14 protein-coding genes are annotated in these 17,143 nt (G+C 70.0%); 5 read left to right on the forward strand and 9 right to left on the reverse strand.

Features of this window, described 5'->3' with window-relative positions; all coding sequences use genetic code 11:
- Window positions 1–248 precede the first annotated feature (248 nt).
- Window positions 249–1,424, forward strand: coding sequence for an RtcB family protein (locus tag HL652_RS02305; protein ID WP_171707134.1), 1,176 nt, complete (start codon window positions 249–251; stop codon window positions 1,422–1,424).
- A gap of 83 nt (window positions 1,425–1,507) precedes the next feature.
- Here HL652_RS02305 and HL652_RS02310 read toward each other — a convergent pair whose 3' ends face one another.
- From HL652_RS02310 to HL652_RS02320, 3 genes are read right to left on the reverse strand one after another with little or no spacing between them, the layout of a single operon-like run.
- The gene (locus tag HL652_RS02310) at window positions 1,508–2,554 is read right to left on the reverse strand and encodes a 3-hydroxyacyl-CoA dehydrogenase (protein ID WP_216603970.1); all 1,047 of its coding nucleotides are present in this window, start codon (window positions 2,552–2,554) and stop codon (window positions 1,508–1,510) included.
- Complete coding sequence (locus HL652_RS02315; RefSeq protein WP_171703805.1) at window positions 2,551–3,879, reverse strand: iron-containing alcohol dehydrogenase; 1,329 nt, start codon at window positions 3,877–3,879, stop codon at window positions 2,551–2,553. Before HL652_RS02315 ends, HL652_RS02310 begins: the two co-directional genes overlap by 4 nt.
- Window positions 3,880–3,882: 3 nt before the next feature.
- Window positions 3,883–5,433, reverse strand: coding sequence for an NAD-dependent succinate-semialdehyde dehydrogenase (locus HL652_RS02320; protein WP_171703806.1), 1,551 nt, complete (start codon window positions 5,431–5,433; stop codon window positions 3,883–3,885).
- Window positions 5,434–5,526: 93 nt separating this feature from the next.
- Between HL652_RS02320 and HL652_RS02325 the strand changes: the two genes are divergently transcribed.
- The 3 genes from HL652_RS02325 to HL652_RS02335 all read left to right on the forward strand — a co-directional run bounded on the left by HL652_RS02325 (window position 5,527) and on the right by HL652_RS02335 (window position 8,487).
- Entirely contained in the window at window positions 5,527–6,231 is a 705-nt protein-coding gene (locus tag HL652_RS02325; protein ID WP_171703807.1) for a GntR family transcriptional regulator, read from the forward strand.
- A 145-nt stretch (window positions 6,232–6,376) separates the two neighbouring features.
- Window positions 6,377–8,101: a sigma-54-dependent Fis family transcriptional regulator gene (locus HL652_RS02330; protein ID WP_216603971.1), complete on the forward strand. Its 1,725-nt coding sequence runs from the start codon at window positions 6,377–6,379 to the stop codon at window positions 8,099–8,101.
- 188 nt (window positions 8,102–8,289) lie between these two features.
- Entirely contained in the window at window positions 8,290–8,487 is a 198-nt protein-coding gene (locus HL652_RS02335) for a multidrug transporter (RefSeq protein ID WP_171703808.1), read from the forward strand.
- A 4-nt stretch (window positions 8,488–8,491) separates the two neighbouring features.
- Here the strand turns inward: HL652_RS02335 and HL652_RS02340 are convergent, their stop codons facing one another.
- The 6 genes from HL652_RS02340 to HL652_RS02365 all read right to left on the reverse strand — a co-directional run bounded on the left by HL652_RS02340 (window position 8,492) and on the right by HL652_RS02365 (window position 16,009).
- A complete protein-coding gene (locus HL652_RS02340; RefSeq protein ID WP_171703809.1) occupies window positions 8,492–9,430 on the reverse strand; it encodes an aldo/keto reductase in 939 nt (312 codons plus the stop codon).
- 70 nt (window positions 9,431–9,500) lie between these two features.
- The gene (locus HL652_RS02345) at window positions 9,501–9,917 is read right to left on the reverse strand and encodes a hypothetical protein (protein WP_171703810.1); all 417 of its coding nucleotides are present in this window, start codon (window positions 9,915–9,917) and stop codon (window positions 9,501–9,503) included.
- A 492-nt stretch (window positions 9,918–10,409) separates the two neighbouring features.
- On the reverse strand, window positions 10,410–11,444 hold the full coding sequence (locus HL652_RS02350; protein WP_171703811.1) for an ABC transporter permease: 1,035 nt from the start codon (window positions 11,442–11,444) through the stop codon (window positions 10,410–10,412).
- Window positions 11,441–14,071 (reverse strand): ATP-binding cassette domain-containing protein, encoded by a 2,631-nt coding sequence (locus HL652_RS02355; RefSeq protein WP_171703812.1) that lies wholly within the window; start codon window positions 14,069–14,071, stop codon window positions 11,441–11,443. The genes HL652_RS02350 and HL652_RS02355 overlap by 4 nt, the downstream gene beginning before the upstream one ends.
- Window positions 14,068–14,790 (reverse strand): SDR family NAD(P)-dependent oxidoreductase, encoded by a 723-nt coding sequence (locus HL652_RS02360; RefSeq protein ID WP_171703813.1) that lies wholly within the window; start codon window positions 14,788–14,790, stop codon window positions 14,068–14,070. Before HL652_RS02360 ends, HL652_RS02355 begins: the two co-directional genes overlap by 4 nt.
- A gap of 58 nt (window positions 14,791–14,848) precedes the next feature.
- The gene (locus HL652_RS02365; RefSeq protein ID WP_171703814.1) at window positions 14,849–16,009 is read right to left on the reverse strand and encodes an ABC transporter substrate-binding protein; all 1,161 of its coding nucleotides are present in this window, start codon (window positions 16,007–16,009) and stop codon (window positions 14,849–14,851) included.
- 187 nt (window positions 16,010–16,196) lie between these two features.
- Between HL652_RS02365 and HL652_RS02370 the strand changes: the two genes are divergently transcribed.
- Window positions 16,197–17,099 (forward strand): alpha/beta hydrolase, encoded by a 903-nt coding sequence (locus HL652_RS02370; RefSeq protein ID WP_171703815.1) that lies wholly within the window; start codon window positions 16,197–16,199, stop codon window positions 17,097–17,099.
- The last annotated feature ends 44 nt before the right edge of the window (window positions 17,100–17,143 follow it).

A 17,143-nucleotide genomic window follows, 5' to 3' on the forward strand; every position in this document is an offset into this window, starting at 1 on the left:
GGAGAGGACTGAGCCGTGAGCTATCTGCGCCGTCTCAGCACCCGTTCCTCCGGCGTTCGTTCGACCGAGCAGCAGAAGCAGCTCCGAGAACTGAACCCTCTCCAGCACCTCGCGTAACGCGGCCGTCTTTACACGCCCCGAGACCGTGAGGATCCCGGGGCGTTCGTCGTCTCCCCACCCCTCGTGGCGGTGACGTGTCGAATCCCCGGGTGCCCCCATCCGTTGGATTCCACACAGATAGAAAGATGATGAAAGAGATCTCCACGCGCCTGCTCAGCTGGGCCAGCATCCTCGATGCGAAGGCCGAAGCGCAGGCGCGCACTACCTCGACGATGCCGTTCGTGTTCCCGCACGTCGCGCTGATGCCCGACGCCCACCTCGGGCTCGGGGCGACCGTCGGGTCGGTCATCCCCACCCTCGGGGCCGTGATGCCCGCGGCGGTGGGCGTCGACATCGGATGCGGCATGATCGCCGTGCGCACCAAGTTCCGCCTCGACGACGCCAGCGGCGAGGGGCGGGAGCTGCGGGTGCTGCGTGAGCAGATCGAGCGGGCCATCCCCGTCTCGGCCGGCGCGCACAACAACCGCATCGTCGCCACCGCCCAGCCGCGAGTCGCGGAGCTCGAGGCGCTCGCCGAGGAGGCGGGCTTCGACCCCGCCCAGGCGCTCGGCCGGTGGCGCGAGCAGCTCGGCACGCTCGGCAGCGGCAACCACTTCATCGAGGTGAGCGTCGACGAGTCGGATCGGCTGTGGCTGTTCCTGCACTCCGGTAGCCGCGGCGTCGGCAACCGCATCGCGCAGCGCCACATCAAGGTCGCCCAGAAGGCGATGGCGAAATGGTGGATCGAGCTGCCCGACCCCGACCTCGCCTACCTCGTCGAGGGCACGCCCGAGTTCGACCGGTACATCGCCGAACTGCGGTGGGCGCAGCACTACGCGCTGCTCAACCGCGAGGAGATGATGGACCGCGTTGCCCGCCAGTTCGGTGACTGGATGGGCGCATCCGTCATCGAGGAGGAGCGCATCAACTGCCACCACAACTTCACCCAGAAGGAAACCCACTGGGGCAAGAGCGTGTGGCTGTCGAGGAAGGGTGCGATCTCGGCGCGGGCCGGTGAGCTCGGGCTCATTCCCGGATCGATGGGTACGGCGTCGTACGTGGTGGAGGGGCTCGGCAACGCGGCGGCGCTGCACTCCTCGCCGCACGGCGCGGGGCGTGAGTACTCGAGGAGCGCCGCCCGCAAGACGTTCACTCACGAACAGTTGCGGGAGGCGATGGCGGGCATCGAGTACCGCGACACCGACGCGTTCCTCGATGAGATCCCGGCGGCGTACAAGCCGATCGACCAGATCATGGCCGACGCCGCCGACCTCGTCACCATCCGCCACCGCCTCCGCCAGCTCGTCAACGTGAAGGGCGACTGAGTTCGCGGCCCGCCGGGGTGGGTGCCGCTCCGCGGCCCCGCCCCCGGCGTCGCTGGCGCGACGGCGGGCGGGGCGCGCAGGGGTCAGCGCATGGTGTCCCAGAGGGGTTTGAGGCGCATGAGTTGTTCGTCGCGCCAGCGGACTCGGTCGGGCCACGACTCGAGGGGGAGGGCGGCGCGGCGCTGGGCGACGGCGGTGGCGACGAGGTCGGGGGTCCAGGGGTCGTGCTGGCCGCGTTCGGCGCCCATGCGTTCGTAGGCGGGGCCCATCTTCTCGGCGTGCGACTCGAGGCCGCCGCGGGTGTTGAGGTCGACGGTCTCGAAGGGTCCGATGAAGCTCCAGCGGCGGCCGAGGCCGCTGCGCACCACCTCGTCGATGTCGTCGACCGTCGCCACGCCGTCGCGCACGAGCGCGTACGCCTCGCGCAGCACCGCGCCCTGCAACCGGTTGAAGAGGAACCCCTCCACCTCTTTGCGCACGAACACGGGCCGCAGCCCGGCGGCGCGGTAGAGCTCGGCGGCGCGCTCGAGTAGCTCGGGGTCGGTCGCGGGGGTGGGCACGAGCTCGATCACCGAGAGCAGGTACGGCGGGTTGCCCGGGTGCGCGACGATCACCCGCGCCGCCAGCGCCGGGTCGTCGCCCGCGATGCTGCTCGGCACGATCGCCGAGCTCGAACTCGCCAGCACAGCGGATGCGGGGGCCGCCTCCGCGACGGATGCGAACAGCTCCCGCTTCAGCTCCAACCGCTCCGGAGCACACTCCTGCACAAGCTCGACGTCGGCGACCGCTGTCCCCAGATCGGCCTCGAACGAGACGCGGTCGGCGATCGTGCGGGGAGACTGGTCGCCGAGCAGCCCGTGGGTGGCCAGCAGCTCGAGCCGCTCGGCGAGCTCCCCGCGAGCCCGCTCGAACGCCTCGGGAAACGCATCCCACACCCGCACCGCGAACCCTGCCCCCGCGAACAGCACCGCGAACGCCACCCCGATCGACCCGGCCCCCGCGATCGCGACCACCCGCTCCCGACCACCACGCGCATCCATCGCCGGCGCGGGCTCCGCGGAGGCGGAAGTCGGCGCCGGCGCGGGCACCGCAGAGGCGGGAGCCGGGGACGACGAGGGGGGCGGGGTCACACCGTCCACCAGGTGCGGTCGGCGGCGTAGGCGTGTTCGAGGATGGTGAGGACGTCGTCGCGGGTGAGGTCGCGGGGGTTGTTGGCGGTGAGGCGGGTGGCGAGGAGGGCCTGGTCGGCGACGAAGCCGAAATCGTCGGGCGACAACCCGAGCGTCTTCAGGTCGAGCGGGGCGCCGAGCGCTTCGAGCAGCGCCTCGATGCGCAGGATGCCGGCGTGCGCCTGCTCCACCAGCGGCGATGCGGGGTCGGCGACCCCGAGGATGCGCCCGATCTCGGCGAACTCCGCCACCCGCTCGGGCAGGTTGAAGCGCATGATCGACGGCAGCAGCGCGCTGATGCCGAACCCGTGCGGCGTGTGCGTGAGATTGCCGATCGCGCCCTGCACCGCGTGCGCCCCCGCCGTGCCCGCCGTGTTGATCGACATGCCGGCGCAGTACGCCGCGAGCATCGTGTCCGAGCGCGCGGCGAGGTCTGACGGGTCGGCGACCACGGCCTCGAGCGAGGTGTTCAACAACTCGAGACCCTGCCGTGCGAACACATCCGTCAACCGGTTCTTGCCCGCGTAGAGCTTCGTGTCGAGGTCGTCGGGGCTCGGGTTCTTCACCCGCCCGGTGAACGCCTCGACGAGGTGGGAGAGCGCATCCGCCCCGGTCGCCGCGGTGAGCCCGGGTGGGCAGCTCACGGTGAGCTCGGGGTCGATGACGGCGGTGTGCGCCTCGAGGAACGGGCTCGCCACCCCGATCTTCATGCCGCGATCCTTGTCGAACACCACCGAGATGCACGTCACCTCGGCACCCGTGCCACCCGTCGTGGGCACCGTGACGACCGGCACCCCGGGGCCCGGCACCAGGAACTCGCCGTAGTAGTCGCGCACGTCTCCGCCGTTCGCGAGCACGATGGAGACGACCTTGGCGAGATCCATGCAGGAGCCGCCGCCGATGCCGAGGATGGCGTCGACCTCGGTGTGCCCGAAGCGCTCCACCACCGCGACGACGTCTTCGCGGGGCAGATCGGGCTCCGCCTCGGCGTAGATCGACACCTGCACCCCGACCGCCTCGATCGCAGCGATGATCTCGAGGAACTCGGGCGTGGTGGCCATGCGCGCATCCGTCGTCACCAGCAGGTGCTTCGCGATGGCCCGCACGATGTAGGGCAGCTGCCGGCGCTGGCCCGGGCCGAAGAGCACGGTCTTCGGTTGACGCAGGATGCCCAGGGCAGGCCCCACCGGCGAGGTCGACGAGGGGCTGGCGGCGGGCGCGGCGTCGGGCCCGGCGGCAGGCGCGGCGTCGGCCGCCGAGGTCCCGGATGCGGTGGTCGTGCTCATGATTCAGTCCAGTCCTTTGCTCTCATCGACGGTGATGGCGAGGTATTTCGGTTCGAGGAACTCGTAGATGGCGTCGTGCCCGCCCTCGCGCCCGAGGCCGGAGGACTTCACGCCGCCGAAAGCCGCCGCAGGATCGGCCATGATGCCGCGGTTGATGCCCACCATGCCAGAGTCGAGCCGCTCGCTCACCGCGATCGCCCGCGACAGGTCGCGTGTGAAGACGTAAGCGGCGAGCCCGTAGCTCGTGTCGTTGGCGACCCGGATGGCCTCGGCGGTGGAGTCGACCGTGTAGATCGTGGCGATGGGGGCGAACAGCTCCTGGTTGCACACGTCGTTGTCGCGGTCGTTGATCTTGAACACGGTGGGCTCGAAGAAGTAGCCCTCGCGGTCGAGCGGTGAGCCTCCGGTGAGCAGCTCGGAATCGATGTCGCTCAGAGCCGCCACCAGAGAGGCCACCCCGTCGCGCTGCTTCGCCGAGATGATCGGCCCCACGTCGACCCCCTCCGTGAAGCCGTCACCCACGGTCAGCTCGCGGGTCAGCTCGACGAAGCGCCGCGTGAACTCCTCCGCCACCGCGCTGTGCACGATGATGCGGTTCGCCGCCACGCATGCCTGCCCCGCGTTGCGGAACTTGCACAGGATCGCCTGCTGCGCCGCGAGCTCCACGTCGGCGTCGTCGAGCACGACGAACGGCCCGTCGCCGCCGAGTTCCATCGACGCGTTCACGATGCCGGGTGCCGCCTGCTTCAGCAGGGTGCTGCCGACCCCGGTCGACCCGGTGAAGCTCACCTTGCGGAGCCGCGCATCCGCCATCACCGCCGCCGAGACGTCGGCCGAGCGGGTGGTGTGCACGAGGTTCACGACCCCGGGCGGGAAGCCCGCGTCGTGCAGCGCCTCGACGAAGAGGGCGCAGGTGAGCGGCGTCTCCTTCGCCGACTTCACCACGACCGTGCATCCGGCGCCGAGCGCGGCCCCCGCCTTGCGCGCGATCATGAGCAGCGGAAAGTTCCACGGTGTGATGAGCAGCGACGGCCCGACGGGCTGGTGCGTGGTGACGACCCGGTAGCCGCCGCGCGACCCCTCGGCGTAGGTGCCGTGCAGGTGCGCGACCTGCTCGGCGTACCAGAGGAAGAAGTCGGTCGAGAGCTGGAACTCGCCGCGCGCCTCGGCCAGCGGCTTGCCGCTCTCGAGCGTCATCGTCTCGACGATGGCGTCGGCCCGCGACATGAGCACCGCGTAGGCGCGGTGGAAGAGGTTGGCGCGGTCGCGCGGAGCGACGTGCCGCCAGGCGTCTTGCGCCCGGTCGGCGGCGTCGAGTGCCGCGAGGGCGTCGGATGCGGTGCCGTCGGCCACCTGCGCGATCACACCACCGGTGGCCGGGTCGATCACCTCGAACGTCGATTCGACGGGCAGCCAGTCGCCGTCGAGGTAGAGGCCCGTGGGGATCGTGTGCCCCCGCAGCTGGGCCGAGGCGCGCGTGGAGCCGGTGCGCGCATCCGTCGTGTTCGTCGCGCCCGTCGCATCCGTCGCCGGCTCGGTGGTGAGAGTCGTCATTGATTCCGTCCCTTCGGATAATCTCGTATTACGATAAGATCCGAATACGGCCCCCGGGGTCGAGTGTGTCAGATTGAGATCGAGGGAGATCGGATGCCGAGCGCGAAGATCGAGCGTCACGCCGCACCCCTGCGTCTGCAGGTGGTTCGGATGCTGCGCGAAGACATCCTCGAGGGGGTGCTCGCCCCCGGCGACCGCCTGCTCGAGAACGCGCTCTGCGACAGCTACGGCGTCTCCCGCACGGTGGTGCGCGAAGCGCTCCGGCAGCTCGAGACCGAGAGCCTCATCACCATGCTGCCCGGTCGCGGCCCGATCGTGACCGTGCTCGAGAAGCACGACATCCAGGCCCTCTACCAGGTGCGCGCCGCGCTCGAGGGGCTCGCCGCCGAGCTGTTCGCCCGCGACGCGAGCGTCGAGCAGGCGGCACGGATGCGCGCCCTCATCGAGTCGATGGAGTCGCGGTACCTGCACGGCACGGTCGAGACCCGCGAGGAGAGCAAGGAGGAGTTCTACTCGCTCCTGCTCGAAGGCGCCGGCAACGCCGTGCTCGAGAGCCAGTTGCGCGGGGTGCACACGCGCATCGGGCTGTTCCGCCGCTACGCGTTCGTCGACGAGCACCGTGTGGCGATCTCGATGGAGGAGCTGCGCCAGATCGTCCGCGAGCTCGCCGTCACCCGCGACCCGGCGGCGGCCCGCCGGGCCTCGGAGCACCACATCCAGCTGGCCGGCGAGCTCGCCGTGCTGGAGTACACCAAGCGCCTGCAGCACACCGAGGAGGTGTCGGAGATCGCGATCTGATCGTGACTTGACCTCCGACCGACGAGCCGTGATGATGACGTTACGATTCACCCACCCGGTGTGCACGCACCATATCGGTCCTGCGATCTCGACGACGAGGCAAACCGCGTCGTACGAGCGCGCGGGCAGAACCTAGGAGTTCATCGTGCCAATCCCGTTCGACCCGAACCGCGTGCAGAAAGTCAAAGACGACTTCCTCGCCGCAGACGCCCTCACCAAGACGCTCAACCCCGAACTGCTCAAGTCGTGGCAGCGCTCGAAAGACGCCATCGGCGTTCCCGCCAACATCCGCGACGTGCCCCGCGTCTCCGACGAACTGCTCGACGCCCACCTGCTCGACATGTTCCAGGCCCCGCTCGCCCGCGTCTCCGACGACCTCGACGGCACCGGCATGGGCCTGCTGCTCGCCGACTCGCAGGGCCGCATCCTGCAGCGCTGGTCGCACGACCACAACGCGCTCGACCACCTCGACCGCCTCGGCACCGTGCGCGGAGCGGTGCTCGCCGAAGACGTGGTGGGCACGAATGGCGTCGGCACCGTGGCGGCCACGGGTCGCAGCGTGCAGATCTCGGGCGCCGAGCACTTCGCCGATTTCTACAGCCAGGCGGTGTGCACGGGGTCGCCGGTGCGGCATCCGATCACCGGCAAGCTGCTCGCGGTCGTCACCGTGTCGAGCGACCTCTCGGAGCGCAGCGGCCTGCTGCGGCCGCTCGTGACATCGGTGACGATGCAGCTCGAGCAGCAGGTGCTCGACGTGGAGCAGCCGGCGGCACGGATGATGTTCTCCAGCTTCCTCGAGACGGTGCGCGCCCACACGGGGCCGGTGCTGGCCTTCGGGCCGCAGGGTCTCGTGATGCAGAGCCAAAAGGCGGGGCGGCTCACGGTCGCCGACCTCAACCTCATTCAGCAGCACTGCGCAGGGGAGCGGCGGTCGGGCCGGCTCGCGCTCGAGCTCTCGACGGGTACAGTCGAGCTGCAGGTGACGGCGCTCGGCGACGACGCCGGTGTCGTGGTCGCGCTCGAGCGCGACCGGCGCACGGCGACCACGAGCATCGGGCCCGCGCGCCCGCAGCTCGTGGGGCGCACGCCGGAGTGGCTGCAGGTCGTGCACCAGGTCGCGCGGCATCGCGAGGCCCGTCGCCCGCTCGTGATCGCCGGCGAGCCGGGCACGGGGCGCACCTCGCTCGCCCTCGGGCTGCCGTTCCGGCCCGGAACCGCGGTGGCTCAGGGGCTGGTGACGGATGCTGCGGAGCGCCACGTCGTCGGCTCACGCAAGTGGCTGCAGAAGCTCTCGGAGAAGCTCACCGCCTCGGCGCCCGTCATCGTGCGGGGCATCGAGACGCTCGACCCGCACACGGTCGACGGGGTGCGGTCGCTGGTGGAGAGCAGCACGGGGCGGGGGCCGGTGCTGCTGACGCTCGCGGCCGCCTCGCCCGAGGAGGCGGAGGGGGTGGCGGCGCGGCTCGGCATGAGTTCGCTGTGGGTGCCGCCGCTGCGGGAGCGCACCGCCGACATCCCGGCGCTGTGGCACGTGTTCGCGGAGCAGGTGGCGCACGGGGCGGGGCTGGAGCTCCGCTCCGACGCGCTCGAGCTGCTGCAGGGGTACGCGTGGCCGGGCAACCTCAAGGAGCTGCGCGGGGTGCTCGAGCAGCTCGCCCTCACCGGCAAGCGCGGCGCGGTGCTGCCCGCCGACCTGCCCGCCTCGATGCAGGGGGCCCGGGCGCTGTCGATGATCGAGCGGGTCGAGCTCGAGGCCATCCGCAAGGCGCTGCACGAGGCCGACGGCAACCGCTCGAAGGCCGCCGAGATCCTCGGGCTGTCCCGCGCCACGGTCTACCGCAAGATGAAGGCCTACCGCATGACGGCGTGAGGACGCGCCCGGGCGGCGCGCTCGCGGCGTTGTCATCGTCGCCGAGAGCGCCGCTATCGACTCCTCCTCCGCCTTGCGATCACACCACCCGGGCGCGTCCTCGGGCGCGCGAAGGGGCCTTGCGGGCGGGCGAGACGAGACGAGGATGGGAGAAGGCGTCATCGGGCGCAGACAACGGGAGGAGCGCCATGAGCGACGAGGACTTCGAGAAGAAGCGGCACGATCAGCTGACGTCGGCGCCGAACGCGACCGAGGAGGATGCGGCGCCGCGCATCGACGTGACGGAGACGGCCGACGGGAACAAGCGCATCGACGTGCGCGACGACGCTGCGGTGCGGCCGGGCGGCGACCCCGAGGTGATCGACCCCGAGGGCGCCGCCGACTGACCCCTTACGGGACGATGTGCCCCGCGGTGCGGAAGAGCTCGTACCACTCGGAGCGCTCGAGGGGGATGTCGGAGCCCTGGGCCGCATCCGTCACCCGCTGCGGGGTGGTGGTGCCCAGAACGACCTGCATCTGGGCGGGGTGGCGGGTGATCCACGCGGTGGCGATGGCGATGGGCGGCACGTCGTACTTCGCGGCGAGGCGGTCGATGACCGCGTTGAGCTCGGGGAAGCGCTCGGCGTCGAGGAAGACACCGTCGAAGAAGCCCGCCTGGAACGGCGACCACGCCTGCACGGTGATGTCGTTGAGGCGGCAGTAGTCGAGGATCCCGCCGCCGTCGAGCGTGATCGACTGCTCGGCGCCCGCCATGTTCGACGAGACGCCCTGGGCGATGATCGGCGAGTGGGTGATCGAGAGCTGCAGCTGATTGGCGACGATGGGCTGGCGCACCGAGCGCTTCAGCAGCTCGATCTGCCGCGGGGTGTGGTTCGAGACGCCGAAGGCGCGCACCTTGCCCGACTCGTGCAGCTCGTCGAAGGCGCGGGCGACCTCGTCGGGCTCGACCAGCGCGTCGGGGCGGTGCAGCAGCAGGATGTCGATGCGGTCGGTCTGCAGCGCCTCGAGCGAGCCCTCGACCGACTCGATGAGGTGCTCGTAGGAGAAGTCGAAGTAGGGGCCGTCGGGCACGATGCCCGCCTTGGTCTGGATGGTGATGGCGTCGCGCTCGGCGGGCGTGAGCTGCATCGCCTCGGCGAAGCGGCGCTCGCAGCCGTGCAGCACGGGGTTGCCGTACACGTCGGCGTGGTCGACGAAGTCGATGCCGGCGTCGCGGGCGGTGTGCACCAGCTCGCGCACCTCGTCGTCGCTCTTGTCGGCGATGCGCATGAGGCCGAGCACGATGTTGGGGACGGTGATGTCGGTTCCGGGGAGGGTGAAGCTCTTCATGAGTCCATCCTGCGTCGGGCCCCTCCCATGCGCCAGAAATCGGCGCCGCCGGGGTTCTTGTCAGCGCCGCTCAGCGAGGCCGAAGAGCGAGAGTGCGACGTACTCGATCGAGGTTCCGCAGGTCGTGCGCGGCGCCGAGGTCGACGCAGCGCGCCAGCATCGATACGTCTTTCAACCGGTCGCGGTGATTCACGCCGAGTATCGGTTCATGGTGGCTGATCCTGTCGCGTAGCCTCCGAAGCCGCTCGACCGCGTGACCGATCGCATATCCCCCCTGCACCTCAGCGGGCAGGGACGCCGGAAACCACCCGCTCCAGCTGACGAGGAGGCGCTCGTCGAGCGAGGGGAAGCCTTTCGCCAAAGCGTGGCACCACAGATTCTCCCGTCCCGTACGACCTGTGCTGTTCAGCGTGCGGTCAGACGGAGGAACGAGTGGGAAGAGCGCGCTGATGCTCCCCAGCTCGAGCTGCGAGACCTTGTCGTCCAAGCTGACCGGAGCGGCATGGCGCGGGTGTGTCGGCGGCCGTCGAAGAGCTGCGTGCTGTGCGCGGGATGTGCACTGACTCGATGCTCGACGAACAAGACCGGTGAGCGGGGACGCAGGGTGTGAGAGCCAGTCCTCTCCAGCCTCCTGGCGCACGTTCCAGCGCCGGAGTTGCGAATCGACCACGTTTCTCAGCAGCGCTTCTGTGTAGGCCAACGTCTCATACCAGGCGGAGCAGAGAGCCACGTGCCACACGTATAAGGCTGCGACGGACCCGGCAGTTGGTACCGCCGCGGGGCTGTGCTCGGCGTACGAGGCGAGACGTGCCGGGTGGAGTTGTGAGATGAGACGTTGTGGCATGTTCAACCTGGAAACACTTCGAGGGCCCCGCACTGTGCGGGGCCCTCGGACTAGTGACGAGCAGATCCTGCCTGCCGTCGTACTCGGTCAGCCTAGCATAGGTGAAGAAAGCTCGCAAACCATCGATCGACGAGATTACCCGGCCGACGCGCCCACAGGGGCCGGGGTGCGGGGGTCGGGGCGCTCGCGGCGGGAGCGGGAGCGGCGCACGACCACCGGCACGAGCTCGCGCAGCAGCACGACCGCGATGAGCACGACCGACTGGGCGATGAGCTGCAGCGCGTCCTGCCACCCGAGCGACCGCAGCAGCTGCCCGAGCTGGGTGAGGAAGAGCGCGGCGATGCCCGTGGCGATCACGCTCGCGATGCCGCCCGTGAGCGCCGTGCCGCCGAGCACGACCGCCGCGACCGTCGGCAGCAGGTACGAGTCGCCGAGGAAGAGAGCGGGTGTCTTCGTGTACCCGGCGAGCAGCACGCCGCCCGCACCGTAGGCGAGGCCCGCGAAGCCGTACGCGAACATCTGGTACATGTTCACCCGGATGCCGAGCGCCGCCGCCGCCCGCTCGCTCACGCCCACCGCGGTGAGGCGGCGCCCGATGATCGACTTCTGGGTCACCAGCCCGGCCAGCACCACCACGACGATCGCGATGAGCAGCGTGTTCGGCACCCCGAGAGTGCGGTCGAGCGCGAACCCGTTGAGCTCGGCGGGGGCGCCCGAGGGCGTGCCGTTCGCGATGAAGAACACCGTGCCGAGCAGCACCGCGTTCATGCCGAGGGTCACCACGAGCGGCATCACCTTGAACACGGTGACCAGCACGCCGTTCACGATGCCGACGATGCCCGGCCCGACGATTCCCGCGATCACCGCCGCCCACAGCGGCCACCCGTAGTTCTGCGGCAGCCCGGTCGAGAGCACCGCGGCGAGGGCGATCATGCCGGGGATCGACAGGTCGAGCCCGCGCTGCTGCACCACCAGCGTCTGCCCCGCGGCCACGATGGCCAACACGGATGCGAACGGCAGCATGCTGAGAAGAGGTGCCGGTGCCAGCGACCCGGGTGCGATCACGGGCGAGAGTGCGAACAGCAGCACTGTCGCCACGGTGATGCCCACCCAGCTGCCGGAGAGCATCCGTCGCCACAGCGACCCGGCTTGTCCGGTGAAGTCGGTCATGAGTTCCTCCCGGGGATGGCGGCGATGGACGAGGTGGAGGTGGTGCCCGCGATGGGCGCCCGGAGGCGGCGGCGCCGTGAGCGGCGCAGCTGCGCGTAGAGCACGGCGGCGGCGAGCGTGATGAGCCCGGGCAGCCAGTACGACCAGGCCTGCGAGAGCCCGAGGAACGGCGACACGTTGAGCACCTGCTGCACGAGGAACGCGGCGGCGAGCACCCCGATGAACGAGCCGCGCCCGCCGAAGATGGAGGCGCCCGCGAGCACCACAACGGTGACGGAGGAGAGCGTGTACGACAGCGAGGGCCGCCCGTCGCCGATGCCGATCTGCGCCATCATGATGACGGCCGCGGGCAGCACGAGGAACGAGCACAGCACGTAGGAGAGGAACTGCGTGCGCTTCACCTTGATGCCGAGCCGGGCCGCCGCGTCGACGCGCGAGCCGACACCGCGCAGCTCCACACCCCAGCGGGTGCGGCGCAGCGCGAACTCGAGCACGAGCAGCACCACGACGGCGACGATGGTGACGACCGGCACGATGCCGATGCGTCCCTGGATCTGGTCGGCCACCGGCCCGAAGATGATGCCGCCGGGGGTCGACCGCAGCGTGAGGTAGATGCCCTGCAGCGCCATGTACATGGCGAGCGTGACCACCACGGGGTTGATGGCGAACCTCGTGACGAGGAAGCCGTTCACCACCCCGGTTCCGATGGCACCCACCACCATGAGCGCGATGCCGACGTAGAGGTTGCCGCCGTCGACGATCCAGTAGGAGGCGAGCACGACGAGGAGGCCCATGAGCGGGCCGACCGAGAGGTCGAAGCCCGATCCGAGCACCACCACCTGCTGCGCGGCGCCGACGAAGAGCAGGGGCGCCGCCATGAAGAGCAGGTTGTTGATGTTGAACGCGCCGAGGTAGGCGGGGTTCGTGGCGGCGACGACCACCCCGAGCAGCAGGAAGATCGCGCCCAGCACCGCCGCGGGCGACTGGTCGCCGCGCAGGAAGCGGCGCAGCTTCACGCCCTTCGCCGCCTTGTCGCTGTCGGTGCGCTCGCGCACGGTCGTCGAGGTGAGCGCCGCCCGCGCGATCGCGGCCTCCGAGACCTCGTCGCCGACGAGCTCCTGCACCACCTGCCCGCGCGACATGATGAGCACGCGGTCGCAGAGCCCTTCGAGCTCCACGCCGTCGGAGGAGAGGATGACGACGGCAGCGCCCGCATCGGCCGCGTCACGCAGGATGCGGTAGATGTCGACGCGCGCGCCGGCGTCGACGCCCTGGGTCGGCTCCTCGGCGAGCAGCACGGCGGGCTTCGACAGCAGGGTGCGGGCCAGCACGGCCTTCTGCTGATTGCCGCCCGAGAGCGACTGGATGGGCGTGCGGGCCGACGGGGTCTTGATGGCGAGACGACGGATCTGCTCGGCCGCCACCGCGAGCACCTTGCGCTCGCTCACCATGCCGCCGCGCGACACCTGGGGCAGCGTCTTCGCCGAGATGTTGTCGCCCACCGAGAGCGGGAGGAACACGCCCTCGCCGTGCCGGTCGGCGGGAACGTAGACGACGCCGGCCGACGCGGCGGCGGCGTTGGAGCCGTTCGACACGGGCCGCCCGGCGACCTCGATCGTGCCCGAGGTGGGCTCGAGCCCGGCCAGCGCCCGGATGAGCGCGGCCTGACCGTTGCCCTGCACCCCGGCGAGCCCGATGATCTCGCCCGCGGCGACGGTGAAGTCGACGTCGTGGAAGTCGTCGCCGCGCAGCCCCTTCACCGTGAGCTGCGACGCGGAGCGCGCGACCACCTCGGGGTCGCTCTTCTCGGGGAACACGGTCTCGAGCTTGCGCCCGACGACCCGCTCCACGATCTGCTGCTCGTTGACCTCGGAGGCCGGGAAGGTGCCGCGCACCTGGCCGTCGCGGAGCACCGTGATGCGGTCGGAGATCTGCTTGACCTCCGGGATGCGGTGGGAGATGTAGACGATGGCGGTGCCGGCCGCGGCGAGCTCGCGCACCTTGACGAACAGCTTCTGCACTTCGTCGAGCGAGAGGTGCTCGGTGGGTTCGTCGAGGATGAGCACCTTGGGGTCGAGCGCGAGCGCCTTGGCGATCTCGACGATGAACCGCTGCTCGACCGAGAGGTCGGCGACCCGGGTCTTCGCGTCGATGCCCATGCCCCACGGGTCGAGGCGCTTCTGCGACCAGGCGACGGCCCGGCGGAGACCGCCGACGCGCCGGTAGCCGACGCCCACCGCCATGTTCTCGGCGACGGTGAGGTCGGGTAGCAGTGCGGGGTCTTGCCGCACGATGCCGAGACCGAGCTCGCGCGCGGCGTCGGGCGACGCGCTCGCGAGCTCGGTGCCGGCGATCGTGACGGTGCCCGAGTCGGGGGCGAGGGCGCCGGAGGCGACCGCCATGAGGGTCGACTTGCCGGCGCCGTTCTCGCCCACGAGGGCGTGCACCTCACCGGCGAGCACCTCGAGGGTGACGTCGGTGAGGGCGCGCACGCCCGGGAAGGTCTTGACGATGCCCTGCAGCTCGAGCACGGGCCCGCCGACCCCGGCCGAAGCCGGGGCCGTCGAGCCGGTGCCCGTGACTGGCGCCGACGAAGCGTCGGGCGCGATCGCGTCGTAGACGGTCATTGCGCGAGGTACCCTCCGTCGATCACCAGCTCCGAGCCGGTGACGAAGCTGGCCTCGTCGGAGGCGAGGAAGACGATGCCGTTGGCGATCTCCCTCGGCTTCCCGGCGCGGCCCATGGGCGTCATCGACACCACGTAGTCGTTGATCTCCGGCGCCTGCGCGTCGGTGAGCGGCGTCTCGATGAACCCGGGATGCACCGAGTTCACCCGCACGTTCTCCTTCGCGTAGGTGATGGCCGCGCTCTTCGACATGTTCCGCACCGCGCCCTTGGTGGCGTGGTAGGCGTGAGCGCCCGACACCGCCACCGAGCCCCAGATCGACGAGATGTTGATGATGGAGCCGCCGCCCTGCGCGATCATGTGCGGCACCACCTCCCGCATCCCCAGCCAGGTGCCGGTCTGGTTCACGGCCACCACCGTGTTCCAGTCGTCGACCGTGAGGTCGTGGAGGGTCTCGTAGGCGATGATGCCGGCGTTGTTCGCCAGCACGTCGACGTGACCGTGCGCGGCGATGACGTCGGCGACGACCCGCTGCCAGTCCTCCTCGCGGGAGACGTCGAGCTGGTGGTACTCGACCCCCTCGGGGAAGGAGGTGTCGGATGCGGCACGACCGGTCGCGATGACCGTCGCCCCCTCCTCGGCGAAGCTCTCGGCGATGGAGCGGCCGATGCCCCGGCCGGCTCCGGTGACGATGGCGACTTTGCCCTCGAGGCGGTTCATGGTGACTCCTTGCTTGTCGTATGGGTCGCTGCTGGCGAACGGATGCGGAACCGAGCCGCTACTGGAAGAGCTTCTTCAGCGAGTCGACGCTGAGGCCCGACGAGAGGATGGCGTCCGGCGGCAGGTCGGCCTCGCACTTGGGCTGCTTGGCCGGGTCGGTCGAGTCTTCGATGATCTCGAGGTTGTAGGTCGACGGCTCGTCGTTCGGCAGGCCGTTCGCGGCGGCGAGACCCTTGTGCAGCGCTGCGGTGACGACCCAGTTGCGGCTCGACTCCGTGGCGATCTGGTAGGTCGGCTGCGAGTCCTTGTACTGGTACCAGAGGCAGGCGAACTCGTTCGAGTCGTTCGCCGACCACACCGGCAGGGGCTTGCCCGCGGCCTCGAAGGCGCGGATGCCGCCGACGGAGCCTCCGCCGTAGTCGGCCACGATGCCGTCGATGTCGCCGTACTTCGTGATGAGACCGGCGACCACCTGCTGGGTCTTGCCGGGCTCCCAGTCGGTGGAGACCGGGCCGTCCTCGTTGAGGAGCGTGATGTCGGGGTTCTCCTTCACGGCCTCCAGCACGCCGTCGTAGACGGCCTGCGAGTAGGAGTTGCCGGCGATGCCGCCGAGCATGACCAGGTTGCCCTTGCCGCCCATCTTCTCGATGGTCCAGGCCGCGAGGTTCTTGCCGTAGGTGTTGATGTCCTCCGACACGAAGTCGACGTAGTCGGTGCCGGGCGTGCCGCCGGGGGAGCCGACGAACGGCACCACCTTGACGCCCGCATCCGTCGCTTTCTGGATGGTGGGCAGCAGCGCCTCACCGCCGTCGACGAAGGTGACGATGACGTCGACGCCCTGGGCGACGAGCGAGTTCATGTCGCTGATGGCCTTCTGGGTGTCGCCCTGCGCATCCGTGTAGAGGACTTTCTTGATGTTGGGGCACTTGGCGGCCTCTTCTTCGAAGATGGCGCGGGTGATCTTGCGCCAGGAGTTGCCGCCGAAGCCGTCGGCGAGGGCGACGGTGAGGTCTTTGTCGCCGCAGAAGTTCGAGATGTCCTGAATGTCGCCCTGTACGCCGACGGTGCCCACGGTGACCTCGGATGCGGTGGCCGAGTCGGTGGAGGAGCCGGAACCGGCGTCGGAACCGTCGGAGGAGAGCGAACCGGTGGAACAGCCGGCCAGTGCCAGCAGGGTCACCGCACCGAGTGCGATGAGCGGTGTCTTCTTGGTGAACATGGGTGTCAGTCCTCGTTTCTCGTCGTTGAGCAGGGGCTCGGCATTGCTGCGTGAGAAGAAGTCTCCGGGCTGACCGAGACGCCGAACGGGTCACCCTGAGACGGCAGTGCGTCTTTTTGAGACAAGCGTTTCGGGCGCCCCCCGGCCGCGTTCATCCTGGTGTCGTCCCCGACGATGAGGAGAACGCATGTCAGCGAATCAGCCGACCGACCTGCTGGGTGAGATCTACGCGCAGTGGACGGTGGAGTTCCAGGCCAACCCCGAGATGTCCCTCCAGCTCATGCGCTGGGTGTTCGAGGACTGGCAGCGGGCGACCACCGAGCCGGAGGGCGTGACCTACCGCTCGACGACGATCGGCGGCGTGCCGGGCCTCGAGGTGCTGCCGCTCGACGCCGACACCTCGAAGACGCTGCTGTTCCTGCACGGAGGCGGCTTCGCGCTCGGCTCCTCGGCCAGCCACCGCAAGCTCGCCGGCCACATCGCGAAGGCGTGCGGAGCGAAGGGCTTCGTGCTCGACTTCCGGCTCGCACCCGAGCATCCGTACCCCGCGCAGCTCGACGACACCACTGCGGTGTTCGACGCGCTGCTCGAGTCGGGGGTCGCGCCCGGCGACATCGCGTTCGTCGGCGACAGCGCGGGCGCCTCCATCGCCATCGCCACGACACTCCGCCTGCGCGACCAGGGGCGGCCGCTGCCCGGCGCCGTCATCACGGTCTCGCCCTGGGTCGACATGGAGAACTCGGGAGAGACCATCGAGACGAACGACGACACCGACTTCCTCATCGCCCGCGAGGGCCTGCAGGGCAACATCGACCGGTACCTCTCGGGCGGGGCGTCGCCCACCGACCCGCTGGTGAACCCGCTCTACGCCGACTTCACGGGCTTCCCGCCCCTCTACATCGCGGCCTCCGACACGGAGTCGCTCTTCCACGACGCGCAGCGGCTGGATGCGCGGGCTCGCGTCGCCGGGGTCGACGTCACCTTCGACATCGGTGAGGGCCAGCAGCACGTGTACCCGCTGCAGGCCGGGAACCACGGGCCCGCCGACGAGTCGATCGAGGCGATCGCCGCCTGGTATCGCGCCCACTGAAACCGAGCATCCGCTCATCCGAACCCGAGCATCCGCTCACCGCA

Source organism: Herbiconiux sp. SALV-R1, assembly GCF_013113715.1.
GTDB lineage: Bacteria > Actinomycetota > Actinomycetes > Actinomycetales > Microbacteriaceae > Herbiconiux.